At 65.4% G+C, this 25,190-nt stretch carries 15 protein-coding genes and 1 pseudogene; 7 read left to right on the top strand and 9 right to left on the bottom strand.

Going from position 1 to position 25,190, the window contains the following annotated elements:
- The 3 genes from nirD to cobA all read left to right on the top strand — a co-directional run bounded on the left by nirD (position 1) and on the right by cobA (position 3,903).
- On the top strand, positions 1–357 hold the full coding sequence (nirD, locus tag KK137_RS11555; RefSeq protein ID WP_214536570.1) for a nitrite reductase small subunit NirD: 357 nt from the start codon (positions 1–3) through the stop codon (positions 355–357).
- A 101-nt stretch (positions 358–458) separates the two neighbouring features.
- Positions 459–3,056, top strand: coding sequence for a molybdopterin-dependent oxidoreductase (locus tag KK137_RS11550; RefSeq protein WP_338028113.1), 2,598 nt, complete (start codon positions 459–461; stop codon positions 3,054–3,056).
- On the top strand, positions 3,049–3,903 hold the full coding sequence (gene cobA / locus KK137_RS16630) for a uroporphyrinogen-III C-methyltransferase (protein WP_250893831.1): 855 nt from the start codon (positions 3,049–3,051) through the stop codon (positions 3,901–3,903). The genes KK137_RS11550 and cobA overlap by 8 nt, the downstream gene beginning before the upstream one ends.
- Positions 3,904–3,921: 18 nt before the next feature.
- Here cobA and KK137_RS11545 read toward each other — a convergent pair.
- Positions 3,922–5,148, bottom strand: a pseudogene (locus tag KK137_RS11545) (mannitol dehydrogenase family protein); the annotation flags it as partial.
- Between the two features lie 23 nt (positions 5,149–5,171).
- Positions 5,172–6,572: a glucuronate isomerase gene (uxaC, locus tag KK137_RS11540; protein WP_214536568.1), complete on the bottom strand. Its 1,401-nt coding sequence runs from the start codon at positions 6,570–6,572 to the stop codon at positions 5,172–5,174.
- A 74-nt stretch (positions 6,573–6,646) separates the two neighbouring features.
- Between uxaC and manD the strand changes: the two genes are divergently transcribed.
- Both manD and KK137_RS11530 read left to right on the top strand, forming a co-directional pair.
- Complete coding sequence (gene manD, locus KK137_RS11535; protein WP_214536567.1) at positions 6,647–7,855, top strand: D-mannonate dehydratase ManD; 1,209 nt, start codon at positions 6,647–6,649, stop codon at positions 7,853–7,855.
- Position 7,856: 1 nt separating this feature from the next.
- Positions 7,857–8,825 carry a sugar kinase gene (locus KK137_RS11530; RefSeq protein ID WP_214536566.1) on the top strand — a complete coding sequence of 323 codons (969 nt, stop codon included), beginning with the start codon at positions 7,857–7,859 and terminating at the stop codon, positions 8,823–8,825.
- An 11-nt stretch (positions 8,826–8,836) separates the two neighbouring features.
- On the opposite strand, the gene KK137_RS11525 is transcribed toward KK137_RS11530, so the two are convergent.
- The 4 genes from KK137_RS11525 to KK137_RS11510 form a co-directional block, all read right to left on the bottom strand.
- Positions 8,837–10,291: a tryptophan 7-halogenase gene (locus tag KK137_RS11525; RefSeq protein WP_214536565.1), complete on the bottom strand. Its 1,455-nt coding sequence runs from the start codon at positions 10,289–10,291 to the stop codon at positions 8,837–8,839.
- Positions 10,288–11,811 carry a tryptophan halogenase family protein gene (locus KK137_RS11520; RefSeq protein WP_214536564.1) on the bottom strand — a complete coding sequence of 508 codons (1,524 nt, stop codon included), beginning with the start codon at positions 11,809–11,811 and terminating at the stop codon, positions 10,288–10,290. Before KK137_RS11520 ends, KK137_RS11525 begins: the two co-directional genes overlap by 4 nt.
- Positions 11,812–11,895: 84 nt before the next feature.
- Positions 11,896–13,299 carry a sugar porter family MFS transporter gene (locus KK137_RS11515; RefSeq protein ID WP_214536563.1) on the bottom strand — a complete coding sequence of 468 codons (1,404 nt, stop codon included), beginning with the start codon at positions 13,297–13,299 and terminating at the stop codon, positions 11,896–11,898.
- A gap of 48 nt (positions 13,300–13,347) precedes the next feature.
- Complete coding sequence (locus KK137_RS11510; RefSeq protein ID WP_214536562.1) at positions 13,348–14,367, bottom strand: glycoside hydrolase family 5 protein; 1,020 nt, start codon at positions 14,365–14,367, stop codon at positions 13,348–13,350.
- A 44-nt stretch (positions 14,368–14,411) separates the two neighbouring features.
- On the opposite strand from KK137_RS11510, the gene KK137_RS11505 reads away from it, so the two are divergent.
- Positions 14,412–17,285: a glycoside hydrolase family 31 protein gene (locus tag KK137_RS11505; protein WP_214536561.1), complete on the top strand. Its 2,874-nt coding sequence runs from the start codon at positions 14,412–14,414 to the stop codon at positions 17,283–17,285.
- Between the two features lie 37 nt (positions 17,286–17,322).
- Here KK137_RS11505 and KK137_RS11500 read toward each other — a convergent pair whose 3' ends face one another.
- The 3 genes from KK137_RS11500 to KK137_RS11490 are packed head-to-tail and all read right to left on the bottom strand — an operon-like array spanning position 17,323 to position 21,427.
- Entirely contained in the window at positions 17,323–18,333 is a 1,011-nt protein-coding gene (locus tag KK137_RS11500) for a cupin-like domain-containing protein (protein WP_214536560.1), read from the bottom strand.
- Positions 18,330–19,865, bottom strand: coding sequence for a tryptophan halogenase family protein (locus tag KK137_RS11495; protein WP_214536559.1), 1,536 nt, complete (start codon positions 19,863–19,865; stop codon positions 18,330–18,332). The genes KK137_RS11500 and KK137_RS11495 overlap by 4 nt, the downstream gene beginning before the upstream one ends.
- Entirely contained in the window at positions 19,862–21,427 is a 1,566-nt protein-coding gene (locus KK137_RS11490; protein ID WP_214536558.1) for a tryptophan halogenase family protein, read from the bottom strand. The genes KK137_RS11495 and KK137_RS11490 overlap by 4 nt, the downstream gene beginning before the upstream one ends.
- 257 nt (positions 21,428–21,684) lie before the next feature.
- On the opposite strand from KK137_RS11490, the gene KK137_RS11485 reads away from it, so the two are divergent.
- On the top strand, positions 21,685–25,020 hold the full coding sequence (locus tag KK137_RS11485; RefSeq protein WP_214536557.1) for a TonB-dependent receptor: 3,336 nt from the start codon (positions 21,685–21,687) through the stop codon (positions 25,018–25,020).
- The last annotated feature ends 170 nt before the right edge of the window (positions 25,021–25,190 follow it).

The following is a 25,190-nucleotide window of genomic DNA, read 5'->3' as shown; positions in this document are numbered from 1 at the left end:
ATGCAGGCCAAATGGCTCGACATCGGTCCGGTAACTCAGATCGAACCGGGAATGGCGGCGACGCTGCCGGTGATCGGCGGCGAGGAGATCGCGGTCTTCCACACGATGCGCGGCGAGTTCTACGCACTCGTCAACAAGTGCCCGCACAAGCAGGGACCGCTGAGCCAGGGCATCGTTCATGGCGACAGCGTGACATGCCCGCTGCACAACTGGCGCATCTCGCTGCGCAGCGGCGAGGCTCTGGGGGATGACCAGGGTTGCGTGCCGACGATCCCCGTCAAGGTAGACGCGGGGCGGATTTACCTGCTGCGAGAAGCGGTAGTGCCGCCTACGCCGGCTCAGAGGAAGGCGGCGTGAAGACTCCCCTCCCGCTGGCGGGAGGGGCTGGGGGTGGGCCAGTTGCGACCCGCGCTAACGCCTCTGACCCACCCCTAACCCCTCCCGCAAGCGGGAGGGCGATCAAGACCACCTGCGCCTATTGCGGTGTCGGCTGCGGAATTAAGGCCACCGTCACCGGCGAGCGCGAGGTCGCCATCGCCGGAGACACCGAGCACCCGGCAAACCGCGGCAAGCTCTGCTCCAAGGGTACGCACCTCGGCGAAACGGTTGGCCTCGAGGGGCGCCTGCTCTATCCGGAGATCACGGGACGGCGGGCCAGCTGGGACAAGGCGATCCGCCAGGTCGCCCGCACTTTCGCCGAAACCATCGAGCGTCACGGCCCCGACAGCGTGGCCTTCTACGTCTCCGGGCAGCTGCTGACCGAGGACTACTATGTGGCCAACAAGCTGATGAAAGGCTTCATCGGCTCGGCCAACATCGACACCAACTCGCGCCTGTGCATGTCGAGCGCGGTTGCGGGCTACACCCGGGCGTTCGGCGAGGATGTCGTCCCGGCGACCTACGAGGATATCGACGAAGCCGATCTCGTGGTCCTGGTCGGTTCGAACACCGCGTGGTGCCATCCGGTGGTCTACCAGCGGATCATGGCCGCCCGCCTTCTGCGAGGAACCCAGGTCGTGGTCATCGACCCGCGCCGGACCGAGACGTGCGAGGAGGCCGACCTGCATCTGCAACTGCGCCCCGGCACCGACGTGGCGCTGATGAACGGACTGCTCGCCTATTGCCGCGACGCGGGGGTGCTGGACGAAGCCTTCCTGGCCGAACACGTCGCGACCCCCGACAGCTTCTGGAGCGCGCTGGGAGAAGGGAACGACCTGTGGTCCACCGCCCGCACCTGCGACATCGCTCCGGTCGATCTCAAGCGCTTCTTCGAACTCTTCGCCGCAACTCCGCGTACGGTCACTCTGTTCAGCCAGGGCATCAACCAGTCCATCCGCGGGACCGATCAGGTCAATGCCATCGTCAATGTCCACCTCGCCACCGGGCGGATCGGCAAGCCCGGCGCGGCTCCGTTCTCGATCACCGGCCAGCCCAATGCGATGGGCGGACGCGAGGTCGGCGGCCTTGCCTCAACGCTGGCGGCGCACCGTGACTTCGCACCCGAAAACGTCGCAGAAGTTAAGCGCTTCTGGGCCGCGCCACGCGTAGCGGACAAGCCCGGCCTCAAAGCGGTCGACCTGTTCCGCTCGATCCGCGAGGGGCGCGTAAAGGCGCTGTGGGTCATGGCGACCAATCCGGCGGTTTCGTTGCCCGATGCCGCACAAGTGCGCGAGGCGCTGGCCCTCTGCCCGTTCGTCGTCGTGTCCGATTGCATGGCCGACACCGACACCTCACGCTTCGCCGACGTCAAGCTCCCCGCGGTGGGCTGGGGCGAGAAGGACGGCACGGTCACCAACAGCGAACGCCTGATCAGCCGCCAGCGCGCTCTGATGGCCGCACCGGGGGAGGCGAGGCCGGACTGGTGGATCGTCACACAGGTCGCCCGCGCCATGGGCTGGCGCGATGCCTTCGGTTACGAAAACGCCGCCGATATCTATCGCGAGCATGCCCGCCTTTCGGCCTATCGCAACGAGGGGCGGCGCAAGTTCGACATCGGCTTCCACGCCGCGATCACCAATCGCGAATACGAAGCGATGGAGCCGGTGAGCTGGGGAGGCGCTCCGTTTTCCGAAGGCCGCTTCTCGACCCCGGATGGCAAGGCGCGCCTGGTGGCGGTCGAACAGCGGGTATTGGATGAACGGCTCCCCAAGTGGCCGCTCACGCTCAACACCGGCCGCTATCGCGACCAATGGCACACGATGACGCGCACTGGCCTCTCGCCCCGGCTCTCGCAGCATCGTCGCGAGCCGCTGGTCGAAATCCATTTCCGCGATGCCGAAGAGCAGGGGATCGGCGACGGCGATCTGGTTCGCGTGGCAACCCCGCAGGGCGAGAGCGTGTTCCGCGCGGCCCTTAGTGAAGGCCAGCGCCAGGGCGAGATCTTCACCCCGATCCACTGGACGGACCGGCAGTCGAGCGGAGGGCGCACGGGCCTGCTGCCGCGTCCCCTCGTCGATCCGCATTCGGGCCAGCCCGGCTTCAAGTCCACCCCCGCCAGGATCGAGAAGCTGGCGGTCGAATGGCGCGGCTTCCTGATCGCGCGCGAGGTGCCCGAGCAGGTTCGCGCGGATTACTTCACCAAGGTCAGGGTCGGGCAGGGCTGGCTGGTCGAACTGGCCGGAAGCGGCGATCCCGATGCCCAGCTCGGCAACCTTCTCGCGGGTGGCCAGCGCATCGAAAGCCTTGACCGCGCGCGGGGCGGTTGGCGGGCGGCGGTGCTCGACAAGGGCGGACGGCTGAGTGCGGCGCTGTTCGTCAGCCGGGCGGGCCGCCTGCCCGATCGGGAATGGCTGATTACCCAGCTCTCGGCCCACGAGACGCCGTCCTCCGTCGAACTCCTCGCCGGACGTCCCGCGATCCCGCAGCCCGACCGCGGGCCGATCGTCTGCGTGTGCTTCGATGTCGGGATGAAGACGATTGTCCAGGCAATCGCGAGCCAGAGCTTGGTCAGCGTCGAGGCTGTCGGCAAGGCCCTGTCGGCAGGAACCAACTGCGGTTCATGCAAACCCGCGATCCAGCGCCTCATCGGCGAAACCAAGGAAGCTGCCCATGCGTGATCCCGACTTCGAGCCCGGAATGGTGTGGCTGGTCGGCGCCGGACCCGGCGATCCCGATCTGCTGACGCGCAAGGCCGAGCGGCTGATGCGGAGCGCGAGCGTGGTGTTTTACGATGCGCTTGTCGGCCCCGGCGTACTCGACCTCGTGCCGCGTGGCGTGAGGCTGGTTTCGGTCGGCAAGCGCTCGGGCCGACACTCGAAGGATCAGAAGACCATCGACACGATGATCGTCGAAGCGGCTCTCGCCGGGGAGCGCGTGGTGCGGCTCAAGGGCGGCGACCCCTCGATCTTCGGCCGCTCGACCGAGGAACTCGAGGCCTGCCGCGCCGCGGGAGTGCCGGTGCGCGTTTGCCCGGGCGTAACTGCCGCGAGCGCCGCGGCTGCGGGCCTTGGTCTTTCGCTCACCCTCCGAGGCCTCGCGCGGCGCCTAACCTTTGTCACCGCGCATGCGCGGGCCGGTGAGGCGCTCGATCTCGACTGGCAGGCTCTGGCGGACCCGCAGGCGACCTTGGCGATCTACATGGGCAAAGCCGCTGCCCCGGTCGTGTCGGGACAGTTGATCGAGGCCGGTCTCGCGCCTGACACTCCCGTCGCGCTGGTCGAGAACGCCAGCCTTCCTGAAGAACGCCACTTCACTACTCGCCTCGACCTGCTTCCGCTGGCCGCGCGCGCCGCGCTGGGCGAGGGGCCGGCGCTGATTCTGGTTGGGCGGGCGCTCGCCGTTCTAGCCGAGTCGACGCGTCAGTCGGGCGAGCGAAGCTTCGTCGGCTCTCCAGACATGCGAGAACAGCCCCTGAGGGCCGAACAGGGCGGCAGCGATTCCGCTGGAACCTTCGGTGGCCCATAGCGCGGCCAGTTGGGCGGCCATCGGATCGTCAACCGGCCTGCGATCCCCGCGGACATGCCTGAGCCACGCGACGATCGCCTCGATCAGCGCCGGGCACGGTTCGCCATACCTCTGATGATAGGCGAGCGTTTCAAGCCATCGCTGCGGAACTTTCTGGCTGCCGTCCATCGCGATCTGAATGAGCCGGTGATTGAGGGCCGGATCGGCAAAACGCGCGAGCAGGGCGTCGGCATAGGCCTCCAGATCCTGCCCTGCTGCGGGAGCCAGGCTGGTCGCCGCCTCCTGGCGCATCAGCCGTTCGATCAACCCGCGCAGCATGGGATCGCCAATGGCCTGGTGGACGAACTCGTGGCCTAGCTCGAGACCGCAATAGGCGAGCGCCGAATGGGCGCCATTGAGCATGCGCAGCTTGGCGGTTTCGTAAGGCGCGACGTCGCGGACCAGTTGCGCCCCATGTCTTTCCCACCTCGGCCGCGGACCGGCGAAACGGTCCTCGATGACCCATTGGCTGAACCGCTCTGTGAAGATTGCGCCTTCGTCCCGCACGCCGAGCAGATTTTCGAGCGCGTCGATGTCGGAGGGGGTCGTGGCCGGCACGATGCGGTCGACCATGGTGCTGGGGAACGCACATTCGGCGGCGACCCAAGCGGCGAGGTCGGGAGCCCGTTCCGTGAGCCATTCGCCGAACAGGCGCTCGAGCTCACGGCCATTCGCCGGGAGGTTGTCGCAGGACAGCAGCGTCAGGCCGGGCAGATCGCGCTCGCGCCGGAGCCGCAGCCCGTCCGTCAGCAAAGGGTAGAAGCTCGCCTCCGCCGCCGCGAGGTCCAGCGATCCACCGGTCCGGCGGGCGTAACCCTTTTCGGTCACGGTGAAGCTGACTACGCTGACGCCGGGTGAGCCGAGGCGGGCAATGATTGTCTCCCGCTCTTCCGTCGCGACCAGTACCTCGCGCACCGCCCCGATCACGCGCGTCGTGCTTTCTCCGCCGCTGCGTTCGGTCAGGGTGTAAAGGCCGTCCTGCGGATTGAGTTGTTCGGCGACGGTGGGCGAACGGAGCGAAACGCCCGAGATCGCCCAGCCGCGCTCGCCCGAGTCCATGCACAAGTCGGTGTACCAGGCCTGGTGCGCGCGGTGGAACGCGCCGAGCCCGAAGTGCACTATGCCGATGTCCTGCGCCGCGCGGTGGTAGGAATAGCGCGCGATGCCGGGCGGAACCTGTTCGAGACTTGTAGCCGAAAGCCTCATTTTCCCCTCCGTTGCGGTCTCGCTCACAGCTTGTAGGCTCCTTTCGCAAGGTCGTAGGTCAGCGCCCGGGCGAGTTCGGCCGCCTCCCAATCCTCGATCCGATGTTCGGCGACCAGTTCGGCCAGGAACCCGCAATCGATCCGCCGCGCGACGTCGTGCCGGGCGGGGATCGACAGGAACGCGCGGGTGTCGTCGTTGAAGCCGACGGTGTTGTAGAACCCGGCTGTCTCGGTGGTCATGCGGCGGAACCGGCGCATGCCTTCGGGACTGTCGTGGAACCACCATGCCGGACCGAGCCTGAGGCAGGGGTAATGTCCCGCCAGCGGCGCCAGCTCGCGGGCGTAGCTGCTCTCGTCCAGCGTGAAGAGGATCAGCGTGAAATCCCGCTCGTTGCCGAAGCGGTCGAGCAGAGGCTTGAGCGCGTGGACGTAGTCGGTGCGCATCGGGATATCGGCGCCCTTGTCGCGTCCAAAGGCGTCGAACAACTGGCGGTTGTGATTGCGGAAGCTGCCGGGGTGGATCTGCATGACGAGGCCATCCTCGAGGCTCATCGCCGCCATCTCGGTCAACATCTGCGCGCGGAACAGCTCGGCGTCCGAGGGGGCGTGACCGCCCGAGGCGACACGGCCGAACAAGCGCTCGGCCTCGGCCCTGGGGAGGTTCGCGGTTTGCGCCGTCGGATGGCCGTGGTCCGTGCTCGTCGCGCCCATCCGCGCGAAGAAGGCCCGCCGCTGGCGATGCGCGGCAAGGTAGCCTTTCCAGGTGCGGCAGTCCTCTCCGGTAAGCTGCGAAAGACGGTCGAGGTTGGCCTGGAAGCCCTCGAATTCGGGATCGATCACCGGGTCGGGACGATACGCGGTGACTACCCTTCCAGCCCAACCGCTTTCGCGGATCGCCTGGTGATGCTCGAGCGAGTCGAGCGGGCTTTCGGTTGTGGCGATGACTTCGATGCCGAACCGCTCGAACAGCGCGCGAGGGCGGAAGGCTTCGGTCTGGAGCGCGTCGGTGATGGTGTCGAAGTAGAGATCGGCCGTCTCGGCTTCGAACTGGACTTCGAGCCCGAATACCTCGGCAAAAACCCAGTCGAGCCAGGTGCGCGAGGGTGTGCCGCGGAACAGGTGCCAGCGTTCGGCGAGGATCTTCCAGGCCGCACGCGGGTCGGTCCGATGGCCGCCGATGCCCAGATCTTCCAGCCGCACGCCTTGCGAATAGAGCATGCGGAACAGGTAATGGTCGGGTACGAGCAACAGTTCGCTGGCATTGCCGAAGCGCGCGTTTCCCGCGAACCATGACGGATCGGTATGCCCGTGCGGGCTGATGATCGGCAGTTCCGCCACCTCGGCGTAAAGGTCCCGCGCCAAGTCCCTCACGCGGGGCTCTGCCGGGAACAGTCGATCCGGATGCAGTTCTAACTTGCGGGCCAAAGCCCCCCTCCTCCAGCTTGTGTTTTTTGCTTATCTAACGCAATGTTAGCGCTAACGGGAGAGGAGATTCCGAGATGAAGATCACATCGGCAAGGGTTATTGTCACGTGCCCTGGCCGCAACTTCGTCACTCTTAAGATCGAAACCGATGCGGGCGTAACCGGCATCGGCGATGCGACGCTCAACGGGCGCGAGCTGGCGGTGGCCTCCTACCTGGCCGATCACGTTGTGCCGTGCCTCATTGGCATGGACCCGCAGCGGATCGAGGACATCTGGCAGTACCTCTATCGGGGCGCCTACTGGCGGCGCGGGCCGGTGACCATGAGCGCGATCGCCGCGGTCGATACGGCGCTATGGGACATCAAGGGCAAGATGGCTGGAATGCCGCTCTACCAACTGCTCGGCGGCCGCAGCCGCGACAGGGTCCTGGTCTATGGCCACGCCAATGGCCGCGACCTGGAAGAGACGGTCGAAGCGGTCGGCAAATATATCGACATGGGCTACAAGGCTATCCGGGCGCAGAGCGGCATTCCCGGGATCGACAAGGCCTATGGCGTTGGGCGGGGGGACATGCATTACGAGCCCGCCGATGCCCGGCTGCCCACCAACACCGTGTGGGACACGCCCAAGTACCTCAACTTCGCCCCCCGACTGTTCGAGACGCTGCGCGATACCTATGGCTACGACCACGAGTTGCTGCACGATGTCCATCACCGGCTGACTCCGAACGAGGCCGCCCAGCTCGGCAAGGCGCTGGAGCCCTATCGACTATTCTGGATGGAGGACGCGACACCGGCGGAAAACCAGGAAGCGTTCCGCCATATCCGCCGCCACACCACCACGCCGCTCGCCGTGGGGGAGGTATTCAACACGATCTGGGACTGCAAACAACTGATCGAGGAACAGCTTATCGACTACATTCGCTGCACCGTGGTCCACGCCGGAGGGATCACTCACTTGCGCCGGATCGCGGACCTCGCCGCGCTCTATCAGGTGCGCACCGGCAGCCACGGGGCGACCGACAACTCCCCGGTGTGCATGGGTGCGGCGCTGCACTTCGACACCTGGGTGCCCAATTTCGGCATTCAGGAATACATGCGCCATTCGGAGGAGACCGACGCGGTCTTCCCGCACGACTACCGTTTCGAGGACGGCTTCCTTCTTTGCGGTGAAGCGCCGGGCCACGGGGTCGACATCGACGAGGCGCTGGCCGCGAAATACCCTTACGATCCTGCCTGTCTTCCCGTCGCCCGACTGGAAGACGGCACTTTGTGGAACTGGTGACATGAGCGGGGGAGTGGAAAAAGGCTTTCGCGTCGTCTGCCTTGGAGAGGCGATGGTGGAGCTGACGCCGCACCAGGGGCGGTGGAACATCTATTACGGCGGCGACACGCTCAACGTCGCGCTGCATCTGACGCGGCTGAATTTCGAGGTCAGCTATGTGACCGCGCTTGGCGGGGACCCCTTCGCGGGTTTCATGCGGGCGGCCTGGGGGCGCGAGGGGCTGGATGTTTCGCTTGTGCTTGGTGTGCCGGAGCTGACTACCGGGCTTTATTGCATCGACACTGACGAACAGGGGGAGCGCAGCTTCCACTACTGGCGGGGCCAGAGCGCCGCGCGGAGCATGTTCAACGCGCCGGGCATCGACCGCGCCGTCGTCGCGGCGGCGAGCGCAGACTTGCTGTTCTTCTCGCTCATCTCGCTTGCCATTCTGCCCGACGAGGGACGCGAGGCCGTGCTCAGCCTCGCCCGCCAGGTGCGCGAGCGGGGCGGGAAGGTGGCCTTCGACGGCAACTATCGTCCGCGGTTGTGGGAGAGCCAGGAGGAGGCGAGCGTGTGGCGCAATCGCGCGGCGGGGGTGGCCGATTTCGGCTTGCCTTCGCTGGATGACGAGAAGCGCAACGGCATGCCCGATGACGCTGCTGCGATACTCGAACACTGGCGCCAGTGCGGCTGTGGCGAACCGGTGCTGAAGCTAGGCTCGGCAGGTGTGATGCTGCCTGACGGTTCGATCAAGAGGCCCGACCTGCAGCTGCATCCGCTGGACACCAGCGGGGCAGGGGACGCATTCGATGCGGGCTATCTCGCGGCGCGTTTGCATGGACTGGAACCCGCCCAGGCTGCCGAGCAAGGGCAGCGCCTTGCGAGTTGGGTGGTGATGCGGCGCGGCGCCATTCCGGAACGGGATCACTCGGCTCCCTATGCTGCGCTGGCGGCCGAGTTGGCGGGCGAAGGGAGTTCGCGCGGGCCTTGATCGGGTACGATCTAGCTTTGTAGCACTTGTCGCAACCACGCTCCGTACGACGGCGCGGCCGCCAGCGCGGCTTGGACTTTCGCGGCAAAGCCAGCGCGGGCGGCGTCGCCCTCGCGCGGGTCGGCCGCCTGGGCCAGCACCCCTTCTCCCGCCGGATGTCCGAGGGCGCGAAACAGGGCCGAGGTCTCCTGCACCATCAAGGGGGCTTCCTCGAAAAAGGGCAGCCGGCCCCGGCGACGATATTGGTCCAGTCCGAGTTGCAGTTCCCCAGAGCGCGCCAATGATCCCAGGTGGGCCGCACCCGGCGCGGCATAGTGCGCGCTCAACAGGTCGCGCGCCCTGCTGGCCATCAGCCCCGCGCGGCGGTTGAACTCGTCGCGCTCACGCCGATCGGGCACGCGGCCCGGCAACAGCTCCAGCAACAGAGCGAGCTGACGGTGCGCCAGGTCGAGGTTGAGCCAGGCTAGCGGTTCGAAGTGCGCCGCCGCATCGCCAAGCGCGACGACATTGCCGATCCACGGCGCCGTCGCGCATCCGGGATCGAGCGGGACGGCGTTGCCCGGCTCTGCGGGAAGCGCGGCATAGGCGGCGTCCTGGGTGGTGGTTTCGACCATGGCCACCATGGCCTGATGCCCGTCGCGGCCCGAGAGCTCCGAAAGCCAGCCGACCGACGAGATGGCCACGCGATCCTCAAGGTCGAGCCGCGGCTCGCCCGGTTTGCCGAAGAGCAGGGCCCGGATCGGCAAGGCGGCACCCCAGTCTTCGCGTACGGCTCCGGGCAATTGCGACAGCAGGGTGGCGGCGGGGCCCGTACAGTCGACGAACAAGTCGGCTTCGAAAGTGCCGACGCCCTCCAAGGCGACTGCGGCGATGCCGCCCTGGTTATTCGGTTTGGCCGCGCCAATGGCGCCCCGGACATGCTGCACACCCAGCCGCCGTGCCTCGCGCACCAGCAAGTCACGATAAGCGGGCACGTTCCAGCGCAGGGCATAATCGACGTCGGCGAGTGGTGAGTTCGGTTCACCTGAAGGCGGCTGGAACCACCCCTCGCCCGCGAGCACTTCCGCCAGCGATCCAGGAGGCGCTTCGGTCGAGGCGTTGCGAGGGCCGCCCCCCCAGGCACGGGCGAAGCCGGTTTTGAGTTTGGGATCGATCACCGCGCCGTAGGGCGCCACCCCCTCGTGCCCCGCACCGCCCCAGCCGAGATAACGAACCACCAGACGGTGGCTGGCGCCGGCCTCGCGCACCAGCCGGTCCTCCTCGATCCCGAGCCGGTCATGCAGGCGGTTGGTAAACGGCAGCGCGGTGGGCGAGCGGTCGGCGAGGGCGGCGGGATCCGGCGGGGTACCGATGACCAGGACCTCGGTCCCCGGCAGGGACTTGCGCAGCGCGATCGCGGCCAGGGCGCCGAGCTGGCCGTCGCCCGCAACAACGATCCGGCGAGGCAGTTCGCGTGGGCCGGTCACAGCGGCTCCGCCAGGCGTTCGCGGGTGGCGGTGAGATATTCGCGGTGGCCGGGCATCGCCGCAACCTCGCTACGGATGGCCTCCTGCAGCGAGCCCATGGCCCTGGCGATCCGCGCCGGATCGGGAATGGCCACGCGCGCGTCGTAGCGCTGCGGCACCACGCCCTGGCCAAGATAGACCGCTATCCAGCTCGCGTCGTAGAAGAGGCCGTCGGAATACTTCTCGATCCGCCCGGTCTCGCGCCACAGCTCCAGCTTGCCCGCAAGGGTGTCGGGCACCTGCATGGTGCGGACGTGATTCCAGAACCCGGAATCGTCGCGCGTCGTGGCGTGGTAGTGGAGGATCAGGAAGTCTCGCACCCGATCGTATTCCATGTCCACCAGCCGGTTGAACTCCTCGCGGTCGCGGGCATCGATCTGGCCGCCGAGCGGGAACAGCTCGATCAGGTAGGTGATCGCCATCTGCGCGAGGTAGATCGAGGTCGATTCAAGCGGCTCGAGGAACCCGCTGGCAAGGCCCACCGCGATGACGTTACGGCTCCACGAATGACGCCGGCGCCCGGCCCTGAAGCGCAGCAGACGGGGGTCGGCGCGGGGGGTACCCTCAACATTCCGGAGAAGGAACTCGCACGCCTCGTCCTCAGACATGAACGCGCTCGAGAAGACATAACCATTGCCGATGCGGTGTTGCAGCGGGATGCGCCACTGCCACCCGGCCGGGCGCGCGATGGCGCGGGTGTAGGGCTCGATCTCTTCGGTCACATGGTCGCAAGGCATGGCCGCCGCGCGGTCGCATGGGAGCCAGGACGCCCAGTCCTCCCATTCCTCGCCGAGCGTCTGACCGAGCAGGATCGAACGGAAGCCGGAGCAGTCGATAAACAGATCGCCCGACACTTCGCGCCCGTCTTCGAGGACGAGCGTTGTTACGTCCCCGCTCTCCGGGTCCTGCCGCACTTCGACCACTTTGCCTTCGGTGCGCTTGACCCCGATGCCGAGGCCGAATTCGCGCATGAACGGCCCGAACAGCGTGGCGTCGAACTGATAGGCATAGCCATAAGTCGAGGCGAGACTGGCGTCCTGTGCCGGCGGACGGAAGCGGTTGGCCAGCGCCGCTTCGACCGCGAGCGAATAGGCGCCGATCGGATCGGCCAGTCCCTGCCGTCGCAATTCGAGCCAATAGTGGTGGAAGCCGACCCCGGCTACGTCCTCTCCAGAGCTGCCGAAGGGGTGGATGTAGCTTTCGCCGATCTTGCCGAAATCGCGGAAGTCGATGCCGAGCTTGTAGGTGGCGTGCGTCGCTTTCATGAGCGCCGCTTCGTCGATCCCAAGCCGTTCGACGAAGCTGCGGATGTGCGGCAGCGTGGCTTCGCCCACGCCGACGATGCCGATGTCCTCGCTCTCGACCAGTTCGACTTGGACCAGTCCGCCCAGCAGGCGGGCGAGGGAAGCGGCGCTCATCCAACCGGCGGTCCCGCCGCCGAGTACGACGACACGGACCGGGGTGGAATTAGCAGGGTTCATAGAGACCCTTGAAAGTATGGGCCGGCGGCAGCTTGCGCCACCGCCGGCCGGAGTGCGATCCAGCCAAGTTCCCCCCCAGGTGGATCAGCCCTCCATCTCCTCCAGTTCCTTGCCCTTGGTCTCCTTGATGAAGGAGCGGACGAGGAAGATGCTGATTGCGGCGGCCGCTGTGTAGAGCGCGTACGTGCCGGCCAGGCCGAGGCCGTCCGCCATCGCCGGGAAGCTCTGGACCACGAGATAGTTCGCACCCCACTGTGCGAGACCCGCGACCGCCAGCGCAGACCCGCGCATCTGGTTGGGAAACATCTCGCCGAGCATGACCCACATCACCGGGCCCCAGCTGAAGTTGAAGAAGATCACGTAGAGGTTGGCGGCGACCAGCGCGGTCAGGCCCCCGAACTCGCTCAGCTGCAGGTTGCCTGCCGCGTCGGTGGCCGCACCACTGAAGGCCCAGGTCATCGCGCCGAGCGTAATCGCCATGCCGACCGAGCCGATCAGCAACAGCGGCTTGCGGCCGACCTTGTCGATCACCAACAGCGCCGCGAACACGGCGGCGATCGAAACGACCCCAGAGAGGATGTTGCGTTCCAGCGCGACTTCTTCGGACACGCCCGCCAGCTTCCACAGCGTTTCGCCATAGTAGAAGATGATGTTGATGCCGACGAACTGCTGGAACGTCGCCAGCATGATGCCGGCCCAGACGATCGGGCGGAAGATCGTGCCCGGCGCCGCCACGTCGCGGAAGCTCGGACGGTGGTCGGCCGAAAAGCTGGCCTCGATGTCGCTCACCTTGCGGTCCGCTTCGGCGGGGCCGAACAGGCTGGTCAGCACTTTGCGCGCGTCCTCGACGCGTTTGCGGCTGACGAGGTAGCGCGGGCTCTCCGGGATGAAGAACAGCGCAACCAGAAACACCACGGCGGGTACGGCCTGTGCCAGGTACATCCAGCGCCAGGCCGGGCGTCCGGCCACTTCGCCGAGCGAGCTGCCCGCCGCCTGGGCGAGGAAATAGTTGACCACGAAAGCGGCGGTGAGGCCGGTGATGATCATCACCTGCTGCACCGTCGTCAGGCGGCCGCGAATGTTCGCCGGGGCGACTTCGGAGATGTAAAGCGGCGAGAGCACACTCGCCGCGCCGACCGCCATGCCGCCCGCGAAACGCGCGGCGACGAACAGCGTGTGAATGTCCGTCAGGCCCTGGATGAGAGCGCCGAAAACGAACAGGCCCGCCGCGGCGATCATCACCGTACGACGGCCGACCGCGTCAGCCAGACGCCCCGCAAAGAACGCGCCGACCGCGCAGCCGATCAGCAGTGAGCCCACCGTGAAGCCGAGCCCCGCGGACGAAAGATGGAATTCCTCGGTCAGGCCCTGCTGGGTGCCGTTCACGGCGCCGCTGTCATAGCCGAACAGCAGGCCTCCGATCGTCGCCACCGCGACGATTGCCCCGATCAGCGCTCCATTGACGCTGTTGCGCGTAGTGGTGTTCATCGTTCCTCCCCTCGGCATCCGCTGTACTCGCGGCTTGCCTTGTTAGCGCTACCGTATGCTCGCCGATGGACCGTTGCAAGCGGCTTTACGTTCTGCGGCACTACGCAATTTCTGCCGCAACAGTTTGCCGGATTCAGTAAGGTCGTTTTCGCTCCAGTCGGCAACCGCGGTTCCTGGCTTGAGCGACGCGCTGCTTTCATCGCGGTCCCCGATCGACCAGGCCATCCAGCCGATGCAGTTGCGTTCGGCCCAGTCCCACCAGCGTTCGCTCTCGGCACGATCGAGCGGGCCGTCGCCAGTCGAGTCGACCGTGCCGAACTCGGTCACCAGCAGCGCGAGCCCCTTGCCAAGCGCCGCGTCGGCCTTGTCGCGCAGACCCTGCTTATGCGTGCCGGCGTAGTAGTGCAGAGTGTAGGCGGCGTTGGAGAACGGCAGCGGATCGTTGGCCGCGACATCGACGTCCTGGCTCCAACTGGGACTGCCGGCGATGACCAGGTTGTCGGGATCGATCGCCCGAATCGCGCCGATGACCTGCAGGTGATACGGCTTCACGTCGCGCGACCAGTCGACCCCGTCGCGCAAGGGCTCGTTCCAGGTCTCGTAGATGAGGTTCGGCAAGTGGCCGTACTTGCGGGCAATCGCGGTGAGGAACTTTTCGGCCTCGTCCGGAAAAGCGTGGTGGGCGTGCCAGTCGACGATCACGTAGAGGCCGTTCGCCACCGCCGCGTCGATCACCCGGCTGGCCTTGTCGAATTCGCGGTCGAAATGCTGGCGGGCGCCGTCGTTGCCCTCGGCGGCGATGGCTGCGCGCACCACGTCGACCTGCCAGTCCTTCGCCAGCCAGTCGATCGTTTCGCCGGTGTAGTACTGCGGTGCCCATTGCGACCAGAACAGGCTCATGCCGCGCATCACGAAAGAGTCCCCGTGCTGGTCGACGATCTGGCCGTTCTTGACCGACAGCGCACCGTGATTGGCGACCGGGCTGCCCGCGGGCTGGGCGGCGGCCGGCAGCGTCAGCGAGATCAGGCACAGCGCCCCCAACCCAATCCACGCACGCGTCCAGTGCATCACTTCCCCCTTGTCCGCTTTTATTCTCAAGGCATGATGCCGCAATGGGAAGAGGAATTGTAGCGCTAACATTGCTCGCCTGCCTCTGGCCGGTCTCCGCCTCGGCCGGGACAGTGCGCCAGGTCCCGCATGGCATGGAGGTGACCACCGACGCGGGGGAGAGAGTCCGCGTCCTGGCCTACGCCGATGGGACGTTCCGGGTGACGGTTGCCGATGATCCTTCGACCGCTCCGCCAAGCCTGATGGTGGTGCACGAGGCCGATGGCGAGCCGGCCTTCAAGAGCGATGGCCGAACGGCCAGCCTGACCACTCCCCAGGCGCGCGCCCTGGTCGGCCTCTCCGACGGGCGGCTGCAGGTCTACAACGCCGCTGGCGAGACGCTGCTCGACGAATATGCCCCGGCCCGCAAGCTCGAGCCGGTCACCCTCGAAGGCCAGCCCTGGCTCGCCACTCGGGTGCAATTCAATCGCGGCACCGACGAGGGTCTCTACGGCCTCGGCCAGCACCAGAACCGGCAGATGAACTACAATGGCGAGGACGTCGAACTCGCCCAGCACAACATGGCGATTGCCGTACCCTACCTGCTTTCGACCAAGGGCTACGGCATCCTGTGGGACAATGCCTCGATCACGCGGGTGGGTGATCCGGAGCCTTATGGAAAGCTTCGGGCGGACAGGATCGAGCGACCCCCCGTCGACGATCCGGGACCGAATTTCGAACCGTGGGTTCCGGGCTGGGAGGCCGAGTATTTTCTCGGCGACCGGCTGGTGACCAGACGCTTCGAAGAAACGATCGACTACCAGTACATCCGGGATCAGGCGCGCTGGCCCGAGGAAGCCAAAGCTGCGACTGTCGCAGCGACCACCGGCCAAAACACCCAAGGCAATGCCGCGCAAACCCAACGGGTGGTCTGGTCAGGCAGCTTCACACCCGAGGCCAGTGGCAAGCACAAGTTCCGCTTGTACTCCTCCAGCTACGCCAAGGTCTTTGCCGACGGCCACGAAGTGCTCAGCCGCTGGCGGCAGAACTGGAACCCCTGGTACCACAACTTCGACCTCGATCTCCAAGCAGGCAAGCCGGTCAACCTCCGTGTCGAGTGGGAGCCCAACCAGGGCTATATCGCCCTGTTCCACGCCGACCCGCTCCCGCCCGAGGATCGCCATTCTGTCAGCTTCGCTTCCGAAGCCGGCAAGACGATCGACTACTACGTGGTGCCTGGCGGGAGCATGGACGCACTCGTCGCAGGCTATCGCCGCCTGACCGGCAAGGCGCCGATGATGCCGCGCTGGGCCTATGGATTCTGGCAGTCACGCCAACGCTACGAGACGCAGGAGCAGCTACTCGGCGTGCTGCGCCGATATCGCGAGGCGCGAATCCCGATCGACGCGATGGTGCAGGACTGGTTCTACTGGCCCGAGGACCAGTGGGGCAGCCACGCCTTCGATCCCAAGCGCTTCCCCGATCCCGAAGCTCTGGTCGAACAAGTGCACGACCTCGACGCCCGGATCATGATTTCGGTTTGGCCCAAGTTCTATCCCGACACCGCCAACGGTAGGGAACTGGCGGCGCGAAACTTGCTCTATCGGCGCCCACTCGAAGCCGGGCAGAAGGACTGGGTCGGCCCGGGCTATCTCAACACCTTCTACGATCCCTACACCCCCGAGGCGCGCGCCATCTATTTCCGCCAAATGCGCGAGGCGCTGGTCGACAAGGGCTTCGACGCCTGGTGGATGGATGCGACCGAGCCCGACTGGCACTCGAACCTGTCGGTCGAGGAGCGCGCCTTCCAGATGACCTCTCCCGCGACAGGCATCCCCGGGGCGGCGATCTTCAACTCCTACCCGCTGTCTCATGCCGAGGGTGTGGCCGAAGGCCTGCGTGCGGCCCGGCCGGACCAGCGTCCGTTCATCCTCACCCGTAGCGGCTTCGGCGGCATCCAGCGGGCTTCCGCCGCGCTCTGGTCGGGCGACGTTGCCGCGCGGTGGGATGACTTGCGCGACCAGGTCAGCGCCGGCGCCAACCTCTCGATCTCCGGCATTCCCAACTGGACGCACGACATCGGGGGCTTCGCGCTGGAGGACCGCTTCTCCAAGGAACAGCCCGACGCTCTTCCTGAATGGCGCGAGCTCTACCTGCGTTGGTTCCAGTTCGGCGCCTTCAGTCCGCTGTTCCGCAGCCACGGCGAGTATCCGTTCCGGGAGACCCCGACCATCGCGCGGGACGATCCGGCCATGCTTGAGGGGCTCACGTACTATCACCGCCTGCGCTACCGCCTGCTGCCCTACATCTACACGCTCGCCGCCGGGACCTGGTTTGAAGACGGCACGCTCATGCGCCCGCTGGTGATGGACTTTGCAAGCGATCGCCGGGTCTGGAATCTCGATGACGAGTATTTGTTCGGCCCCGCCCTGCTGGTGGCGCCGGTGAGCGAGTTCGCGGCGCGCGAACGCAAGGTCTACCTTCCTGACGGTGCAGACTGGTTCGACGCGGCGAGCGGTCAGCGCCTGGCAGGCGGGCAGGAGGTCGTCGCCACGGCGCCACGAGAACGCATGCCGTTGTTCGTGAAGGCCGGCTCGATCGTTCCGCTAGGCCGCGACGTCCAATGGACCGGTGAGGACCCGCAAGGGCCGCTGACGGTTCATGTTTTCCCCGGAGCCGATGGCGCCTTCTCGCTCTACGAGGATCAGGGCGAGGACCTGGGCTACGCTCGCGAGGAGTTCGCCCGCATTCGGTTTGCGTGGGACGATGCGGCGCGCAAGCTGACGATCGGCACTCGGGCGGGGAGCTTCCCGGGGATGGCAGGCATTCGTCGGATCGGGGTGGTCGTGCACGGTGATAGGCAGGGCGGTGCGGTGTTCGATCGTGAGCCGGGCCGCTGGGTAGAGTACGACGGTAAGGCCGTGGAGCTGGCGTTCTGAATCGTCCCCGAGCAAGCTCGGAGAGGATTTCCGGTAATCATCCCACAAAAATCCGCCGCAGGATTTGCCGCATCTGGTCGAACAGCCGCGGACTCGCCGGGCCCATGATGCCCTTGGCGTGACTGGGCAGATGCGCGGCGGGATCGGCGTCGCTGAAGATGTAGTGGTCGTACATCATGCGCCACACGCGGCGCTCGTCGGCGGGCAAGTGGCGATAAGCGAGCATGGCATGGAGCAAGGCGTCGTAGCCGCTGCCGTTACCTTCGGGCGCCTCGTTCCACCAATAGTTGACCAGGATCGAAACCGGCTCCAGCGCCTCGACCCCGTGCCACCAGGCATAAGGCAGGTAGAGCGCGTCGCCCGGCTCGAGCGTGGTCTGCTGCGCGTGGTCCCACGCTTCGGCGTAGCGCGGATAGCGGTCGAGGTCAGGAGCCAGCGGATCGACCATCGATACGGGAGTGCCGGCGGGGGTCAGCTCGAACGGTCCGGGGTAAAGGTTGGGGAGCTGCTCGGGCGGGAACACGGTGAAGCGGCGGCGCCCGGCAAGGCACACGGCGATGTTCTCCATCAAGTCGTAGTGCGGAGCCACACGAATGCGGTTGCCGAGCCAGATACGCGGCTTCACTTGCGGGGCTAGCGGCATCGGGTTGGCCTCGACGAAGCCGGGCAGGATTTCCTCGATGATCTCCGACTGGACGGCCATGGCGGTAGGATCGGTTTCGCCGGCCGTCCGCAACAGTTCGCCCAGGAAGGCTGCCAGCTCTCCCTGGTGCTTGGTGAAATTGAGGCCGGTCATCCCCTCGTTGTAGAAAAACCGGCCGCCGACCTCGGGCGGGGCCATGATCCCCGAAACGGGTCGCGCGGGACGGAAGGACAGAAGGTAGTCGACCGCCTCTCCGTCACCCTTCCGCCCCGCGGCCACGGCGGGCCAATCCGTAGCGAGGCCGCGCATGACGACCGGGCGACAAGCGGGTCGGATCTCGGCGTTGAAACGGTCGGCGGTGACCGGGCCCATCTCCTCGATCGGCCGCGGAGCAGGGAGGGTCATGCAGTCAGCCGCAGGGCGGGGTCGATCGCCCCGCCGTTGGCCTCGAGGAATTCCTCCTGCGTCGGCATCTGTTCGACCGTGCGGGCAACGGTCCCGCGGATCGAGGCGAGGCGCTTGAGCGTCTCTTCGTCGGTCAGCAAGTCGGCCGCGGGATGATAGCCGCCGGCGACGATGCCCTGACCGACAAGGACCGCCTCCCAGCTGGTCTCGGTGAACAGTTCGTTGTGTTCGCGGAACACTCGACCGGACGAACGGAACATGGCCAGCTTTTCCGCCAGGCCTTCGGGCGGATCGATGTTGCGGCAATAGGTCCAGTATTCGGAATCGTCGCGCTCGGTCGCGTTGTAGTGGAGCACGAGGAAGTCACGGATGTCGACGTATTCCTGTTGCGTCATCTGGTTGTAGCGCTCGATCTCCTGCGGCTTGAATTCGCGTGTCGGAAACAGCGTCATCAGCCGGGCAATTCCCGACTGGACGAGGTGGATCGAGGTCGACTCCAGCGGTTCAAGGAACCCCCCGGCGAGGCCCAGCGCGACGACGTTCTTCTCCCACGCTCGGGCGCGGTGACCCGCGAGGAAGCGCAGCGGGTTCGGCGCCGCCAGCGGCTCGCCTTCGAGGTCGGCCAGCAGGATGGCCGTCGCCTCGTCGTCGCTGATGTGGGCGGAGGAATAGACGTGGCCGTTGCCGACGCGGTGCTGCAGCGGGATGTTCCATTGCCAGCCGCAGCGGCGCGCCGTCGCGCGGGTGATCGGCTTGCGGTTGGGGCCGAGAGTGCAGGGGATCGCAACGGCCCGGTCGTTGGGCAGCCACTTGCTCCAGTCGACGAAGGGGACGCCCAGCGTCTGCCCGAGCAGTAGCGAGCGGAAGCCTGAGCAATCGAGGAACAACTCGCCTTCGACGCGCGCGCCACTCTCCAGCTTGAGGGCAGCGATGAAGCCGCTGTCGGGGTCCTGCTCGACTTCGACTATCCGGCCCTCCACGCGGTTGACGCCCTGGCGTTCCGAACGTCCGCGCAAGTAGCGGGCATAGCGGCCAGCGTCGAACTGGAAGGCGTAGCCCAGGCGCGAAAGCGGCGACTTTGGCTGGTTGGGAGCGGGCGGAAGGTACTTGTTCGACTGGGCCGCCATCGCCGCGATCGAGTATTCGTCGAGCTCGCTGGTGTCCCCGGCCAGGCGCCCCTTGAGCCAGTGGTGGTGAAACTCCACCCCCATCATGTCGAGGCCGTAAAACCCGAAGGGGTGGATGTACTTGTGCCCGATGCGCGTCCAGTCGACGAACTCGATGCCAAGTTTGTAGGTCGCATGCGTCTCGCGCATGAACTCCATCTCGTCGAGCCCGAGCATGGCGTTGAACAGGCAGATCTGCGGAATCGTCGCCTCGCCCACGCCGACTGTGCCGATCGCCTCGCTCTCGACCAGATCGATCGAGAAGTCCGGCAAGTTGCCCATGATCTTGGAGATGGCCGCGGCCGCCATCCAGCCCGCCGTTCCGCCGCCGACGATCACGAGCTTGCGGATGCGATCGGGGTTCATTGCGCCACCGCGCTTTGCGGCCGGACGTCCGCCGCGGCCCAGGCTCCGGCCGCGCGCAGGAACTCTTCCTGCGAAGGCAGCGCCATGGCAGCCTGGTGATACCGTTCGCGCATGTCCTTGAGGGCGACGGCGACCTTGGCCTCGTCGAGGGTGTCGACAATCGGATCGTAGTTGTCGGGCCAGATGTTCTGCCCGAGGAGAACGGCCACCCAGCTCGTCAGTCCGAACAGCTCCGCCCCCTCGCGGAACACACGGCCATGCAGGCGCCACAGCTCCAGCTTGCGGGTCAGCGTTTCCGGTACGCTCATGTCGCGCACGTGGCGCCAGAAGGGTGTGTCGTCACGCTGCGTGGCTTTGTAGTGGAGGACGATGAAGTCGCGGATGTCTTCGTAGAGGTCCTGCATCCCGCGGTTGTATTCGTCGCGTTCGAGCGGGCTGATCTTGCGGTCCGGGAACAGCGCCAGCAACCGCTGGATGCCATTCTGGATCAGGTGAATGCTGGTCGATTCCAGCGGCTCGAGAAACCCTGACGACAAGCCCAGCGCGACCACGTTGTGGCTCCACGACTGCTTGCGCCGGCCAGTGGTGAAGCGGATCACTCGCCTGTCGGCAAACGGCTCGCCTTCGAGGTTGTTCATGAGGATCCGCTCGGCCTCCTCGTCGTCCATGAAGGCGCTGCAAAACACGTGGCCGTTGCCGGTGCGGTGCTGCAGCGGGATGCGCCATTGCCAGCCCGCCGTATGCGCCGTGCAGCGTGTGAAGGGATCGGGAGAGGCGATATTGGTGGTCGGGACCGGGATCGCCCGATCTACCGGCAGCCACTGGCTCCAGTCCTCATACCCGACCCCCAGGGTCTCGCCGATCAGCAAGGCGCGAAAGCCCGAGCAGTCGATGAACAGGTCGCCTTCGATCCGTTGGCCGCTTTCGAGCTCGACCGAACTTACGTCGCCGCTCTCGGCGTCGCGATGGACTTGCACGATTCGCCCCTCGTGTCGTCGCACGCGCTGCCTTTCGGCCTGAGCGCGCAAGTATCGCGCGTAGAGCGAGGCGTCGAAATGGAAGGCATAGAGCATTTCGGAAACCGGCGGCCGGCTGGTCTGCGAAGGCCGTCCGAACCGGCCATTCGCCGCGGCAACCGCGCTCATGCAATAGTCGGAGATATACCCGGGATCGCTGCGGCCCTGCTCGCGTAACCAGAGCTGGTGGAAATTGATGCCGTGCAGTTCCTGTCCGAAGAAACCGAAGGGATGGATATAGCGGTCGCCCTGCTTCCCCCAATTCACGAACTCGATGCCGAGTTTGATCGTGCCCTGGGTTTCGCGGAGGAAATCGTTCTCGTTGATGTCGAGCATGCGATTGAAGTTGAGGATTGGCGGAATTGTGGCTTCGCCGACGCCGATCGTTCCTATCGCGTCGGATTCGACCAGGTGAATCTGCCGCCGGCCGTTGTCGAGGAAGCGGGACAGGGCGGCCGCGGCCATCCATCCGGCAGTGCCACCACCGACGATGACGATCCGTTCGACCGCAAGATCGCGAGTATTCGAGCTACCGCTACCAATCATGGTGACGCAATCACCTCCCCCAACGATCCTCTATTTTGCGTTTTACCTGCCGTTTTTATGCCCACTTGCCAAGCACTACGGACAAAGTTATCGTGGAACCCAATAGGCGCACCGATAAAACATAATGGTAGCGCTAACATAGGGGAGGACAGGGCGTGGCCGAGAAATCGACCGTGAGAATCTCAAAGGGGCGTACTTTCGCAGGACTCCGGCATTCATTGAGGGCCGGGGGGTCCTTGTTTGCCATTGGCGTTCTCATGGCCTCCGGTACGGCGCAGGCGCAGGACGAATCGGCTCCCGAATCGACCGAAGGCAGCGAAATCGTCGTCACCGGCATTCGCGCCAGCCTTGCCAATGCTCAGGAAATCAAGCGCAACGCCGACACTGTCGTCGACGCGATCACCGCGCAGGACATCGGCGCTCTGCCCGACCGTTCGGTTACCGAAGCGCTGCAGCGCGTTCCCGGCGTGTCGATCAACCGCTTCGCCGGTACCAACGACCCGGATCACTTCTCCGTTGAAGGTTCGGGCGTGGTCATTCGCGGCCTCAACTTCGTTCGTTCCGAATTCAACGGGCGCGATGCGTTCTCGGCAGGTGTCGGCGGCCAGTCGCTGAACTTCGCCGACGTACCTTCGGAACTGCTCGGCTCGGTCGAGATCTTCAAGAACGCCACAGCGGACATGATCGAGGGCGGCCTGGCCGGCACGGTCAACCTCAACACCCGCAAGCCGTTCGACAACAAGGGCTTCCATGCCGCGTTCTCGGCTGAAGCGAACTATGGCGACTTCGCTCGAGAATGGACGCCGACGGGATCGTTCCTGATCAGCGATACCTGGGACACCGGCATCGGCACAATCGGCCTGCTCGGCAGCGCCTCGTACTCGCGGATCAAGAGCCGCGCCGACGGTATCCAGATCACCAACTTCCAGACCCGCGACGGCACGCGGGTCACGTTCCAGAGCCAGAACGGTCAGCAGATCTGCCGCAACCAGCTTCCATCGAGTACGGATACTTCCACCCTTCCGCCGACCGATACCTTTTGCGGTCAGCCTTCGACGGCCGGTGCGGACGGTCTCGCAGACCTCTTGCCGGTGGCCTATGCCCCTATCGGCGGTCAGTATCGCTCGCAGGATTTCGATCGGAAGCGTGACGGTATCGCGCTGGCGGCTCAGTGGGAGTCGACCGACGGCGATTCCCTCCTAACCGCTCAGTTCATCCGTTCGCACACCACCAATTCCTGGGGTGAGCATACATTCGAAACCGCACCGGATCTTTCCGAGTACAACACCTATCCGCTTGGCTGCCACCAGAACGGCAACGGCAACGTGACGTCAGGTGTCGGGAACGGCGGTGGCAACAGCAACCCGACAGTGCGCGCCCAATGCCGCATCGACGCCAACGGCCAGTTCTACTTCAGCGGGGATGACCAGGGGAACGGCTATCAGCCTCTCCTTGGCCAGGCTTTCGACAATTACCAGTATGACGCCGATGGCCTGTTCGAAAGTGGCTACATCACTCTCCCGGGCAGCGGTTGGCGTACGGCAGGCAGCGGTAATGGCGCGGACAACTGGGTGCCTTCGGGCGGCATGCAGCAGAGTCTCTCGCGCAGGCAGGTCTTCGAAGAGAATACGATTGCCGACTATGGGCTGAACTTCCAGACCAAGCTCGGTGATCGCATCGACCTCAGCCTCGATGCCAATTACACGGATTCGGAGCATGACGTCGACGACGTCAGCGTGTTCGGTTCCACCTGGGCGGACCAGGAGCTTGATCTCACGGGCAACCTGCCGGTCGTCATCTCGCACAAGCCCAACACCCTCAGCGCCAACTGGGCTGCGCCCAACCCGACGATCGCCGCGGCGACCGACCGGGAATACTTCATGGACAAGCGCGTCCAGTTCTGGCGCGCCGCGATGGATCACTTCGAAGAAAGCGATGGCCGCGAATACGCGCTGCGTGGAGACCTCGCCTATAACTTCGACGACGACTCGTTCATCCGCCGCGTGAAGGTCGGCGCCCGGTACGCCGACCGCGATCAGACCGTGCGTTACACGACCTACAACTGGGGCGTGCTGAGTGAAGTCTGGTCGGGCAACGGTCCGCCGGTTTCGTTGGCCGACATCGGCAGCGACCAGGTCGACTTCTACCGGTTCCAGAACTTCTTCCGGGACAATACCCCCGGACCGTTCGGAGCGTATTATTACAACGGCGACCTGATCAAGGACTACGACAACGCCGCTTCGTTCCTCGGACAGGTCAACGATCTTTGGCATGCGACGAACAGTGTCAGTGCCAACGATTGGGAACGCGCGGGGGATCGTGAGGACGCGGTCGCGGGTACGCATTACCTGCCCAGCGAAATCCAGCCACTCTCGCAGTCGGACCTGGGCGCCTATGCGATGGTCAACTTCGAGACCCCCGACGATGGCGAGGGTCTCCGTCTCGCGGGCAACGTCGGTGTCCGATTTGTGTCGACCGACATTACCTCGTCGGGCAGCACGCGCATTCCGACGCAGGCGGACCTGGGCATCCAGGATTCCTACGCCGTCCGCTGTCCGCTACGCGTTCCGCCCGGATCGCCGCCGGGTACCCCAGCCACGCGTCCTGGCGGCGTGTGTAATCTGACGCCCGCAGAGTATGCGGATTTGCGGACCTGGGCCGGCACGACAGCGACGTTCATCGCAAGCACCGCGAAGAACGACTACACGTACATCCTGCCCAGCTTGAACATGCGACTCGGCGTGACGGACGAATTGCTGTTCCGTTTCGCCGCCTCCAAGGTTCTGACTCGACCGGATCAGGCTCTGGTGCGTAACTTCCAGACCACGACGATCAGCGGGAACGGGGAGCTAACTGCCCAGATCGGCAACCCCTACCTGATCCCGGCAACGGCCTGGCAGATCGACTTGACCGGCGAGTATTACTTTGACGATGTCGGCTCGGTAACGCTGAACCTGTTTTGGAAGGACGTGAAAAACTTCTTCTATCAGAGCGTTGTCGACATACCGATCACCAATAACGGTGTGACCTTCCCGGTCCAGACCCGCGGTCCGGCCAACTACGATGGTCACGGCAAGATCAAGGGCTTCGAAGTCGCCTATCAGCAGACGTTCGACTTCCTGCCTGCACCGTTCGACGGTCTCGGCTTCAACGGCAACTATTCGTACATCGACAGCTCGGGCTTGCCGAACACGTTCCTCAACACCGGCACCCCGGTTAACCCGTCGACCATTCCGGCGGGCGACCTGCCGCTCGAGGGCCTGTCGAAGCACAACGTCAACGCGACGGTCTTCTATGAAAAGGGCCCGATCTCGATCCGCGCAGCCTACAACTGGCGCTCGAGGTTCCTGCTCACTGCGGCCGACGTGATCTTCCCGTACACCTCGATCTTCAACGAGGCGACCGGGCAGCTCGACGCTTCGATTTTCTACAGCGTAACGGAGCAGATCAAAGTTGGTATCCAGGCGGTGAACATCCTCGACGAAGTCACCAAGACTTCGCAGGCCTACACCGGGGATCCGAGCAAACTGGCGCCTCGCTCATACTTCATGAACGACCGCCGCTTCTCCTTTATCGTGCGCGGTAACTTCTAGTCGGGAACGATACTGCCCGCATGGCGCCGTCGCTACTCCCTGGCGACGGCGCCTAATTTTTTGCCCAGCATTGTGCTAGCGGTTATTCATCTTGACATAACAAACCATATCGGTTATATGCCCCGCCGTCAGAATGCCACTGACACCAGCGACGGGTGCGGGAGCGGTTA

This window comes from Croceibacterium selenioxidans, assembly GCF_018599195.1.
Classification (GTDB): Bacteria; Pseudomonadota; Alphaproteobacteria; order Sphingomonadales; family Sphingomonadaceae; genus Croceibacterium_A; species Croceibacterium_A selenioxidans.
This window is presented reverse-complemented; position numbering and strand designations above follow the sequence as displayed.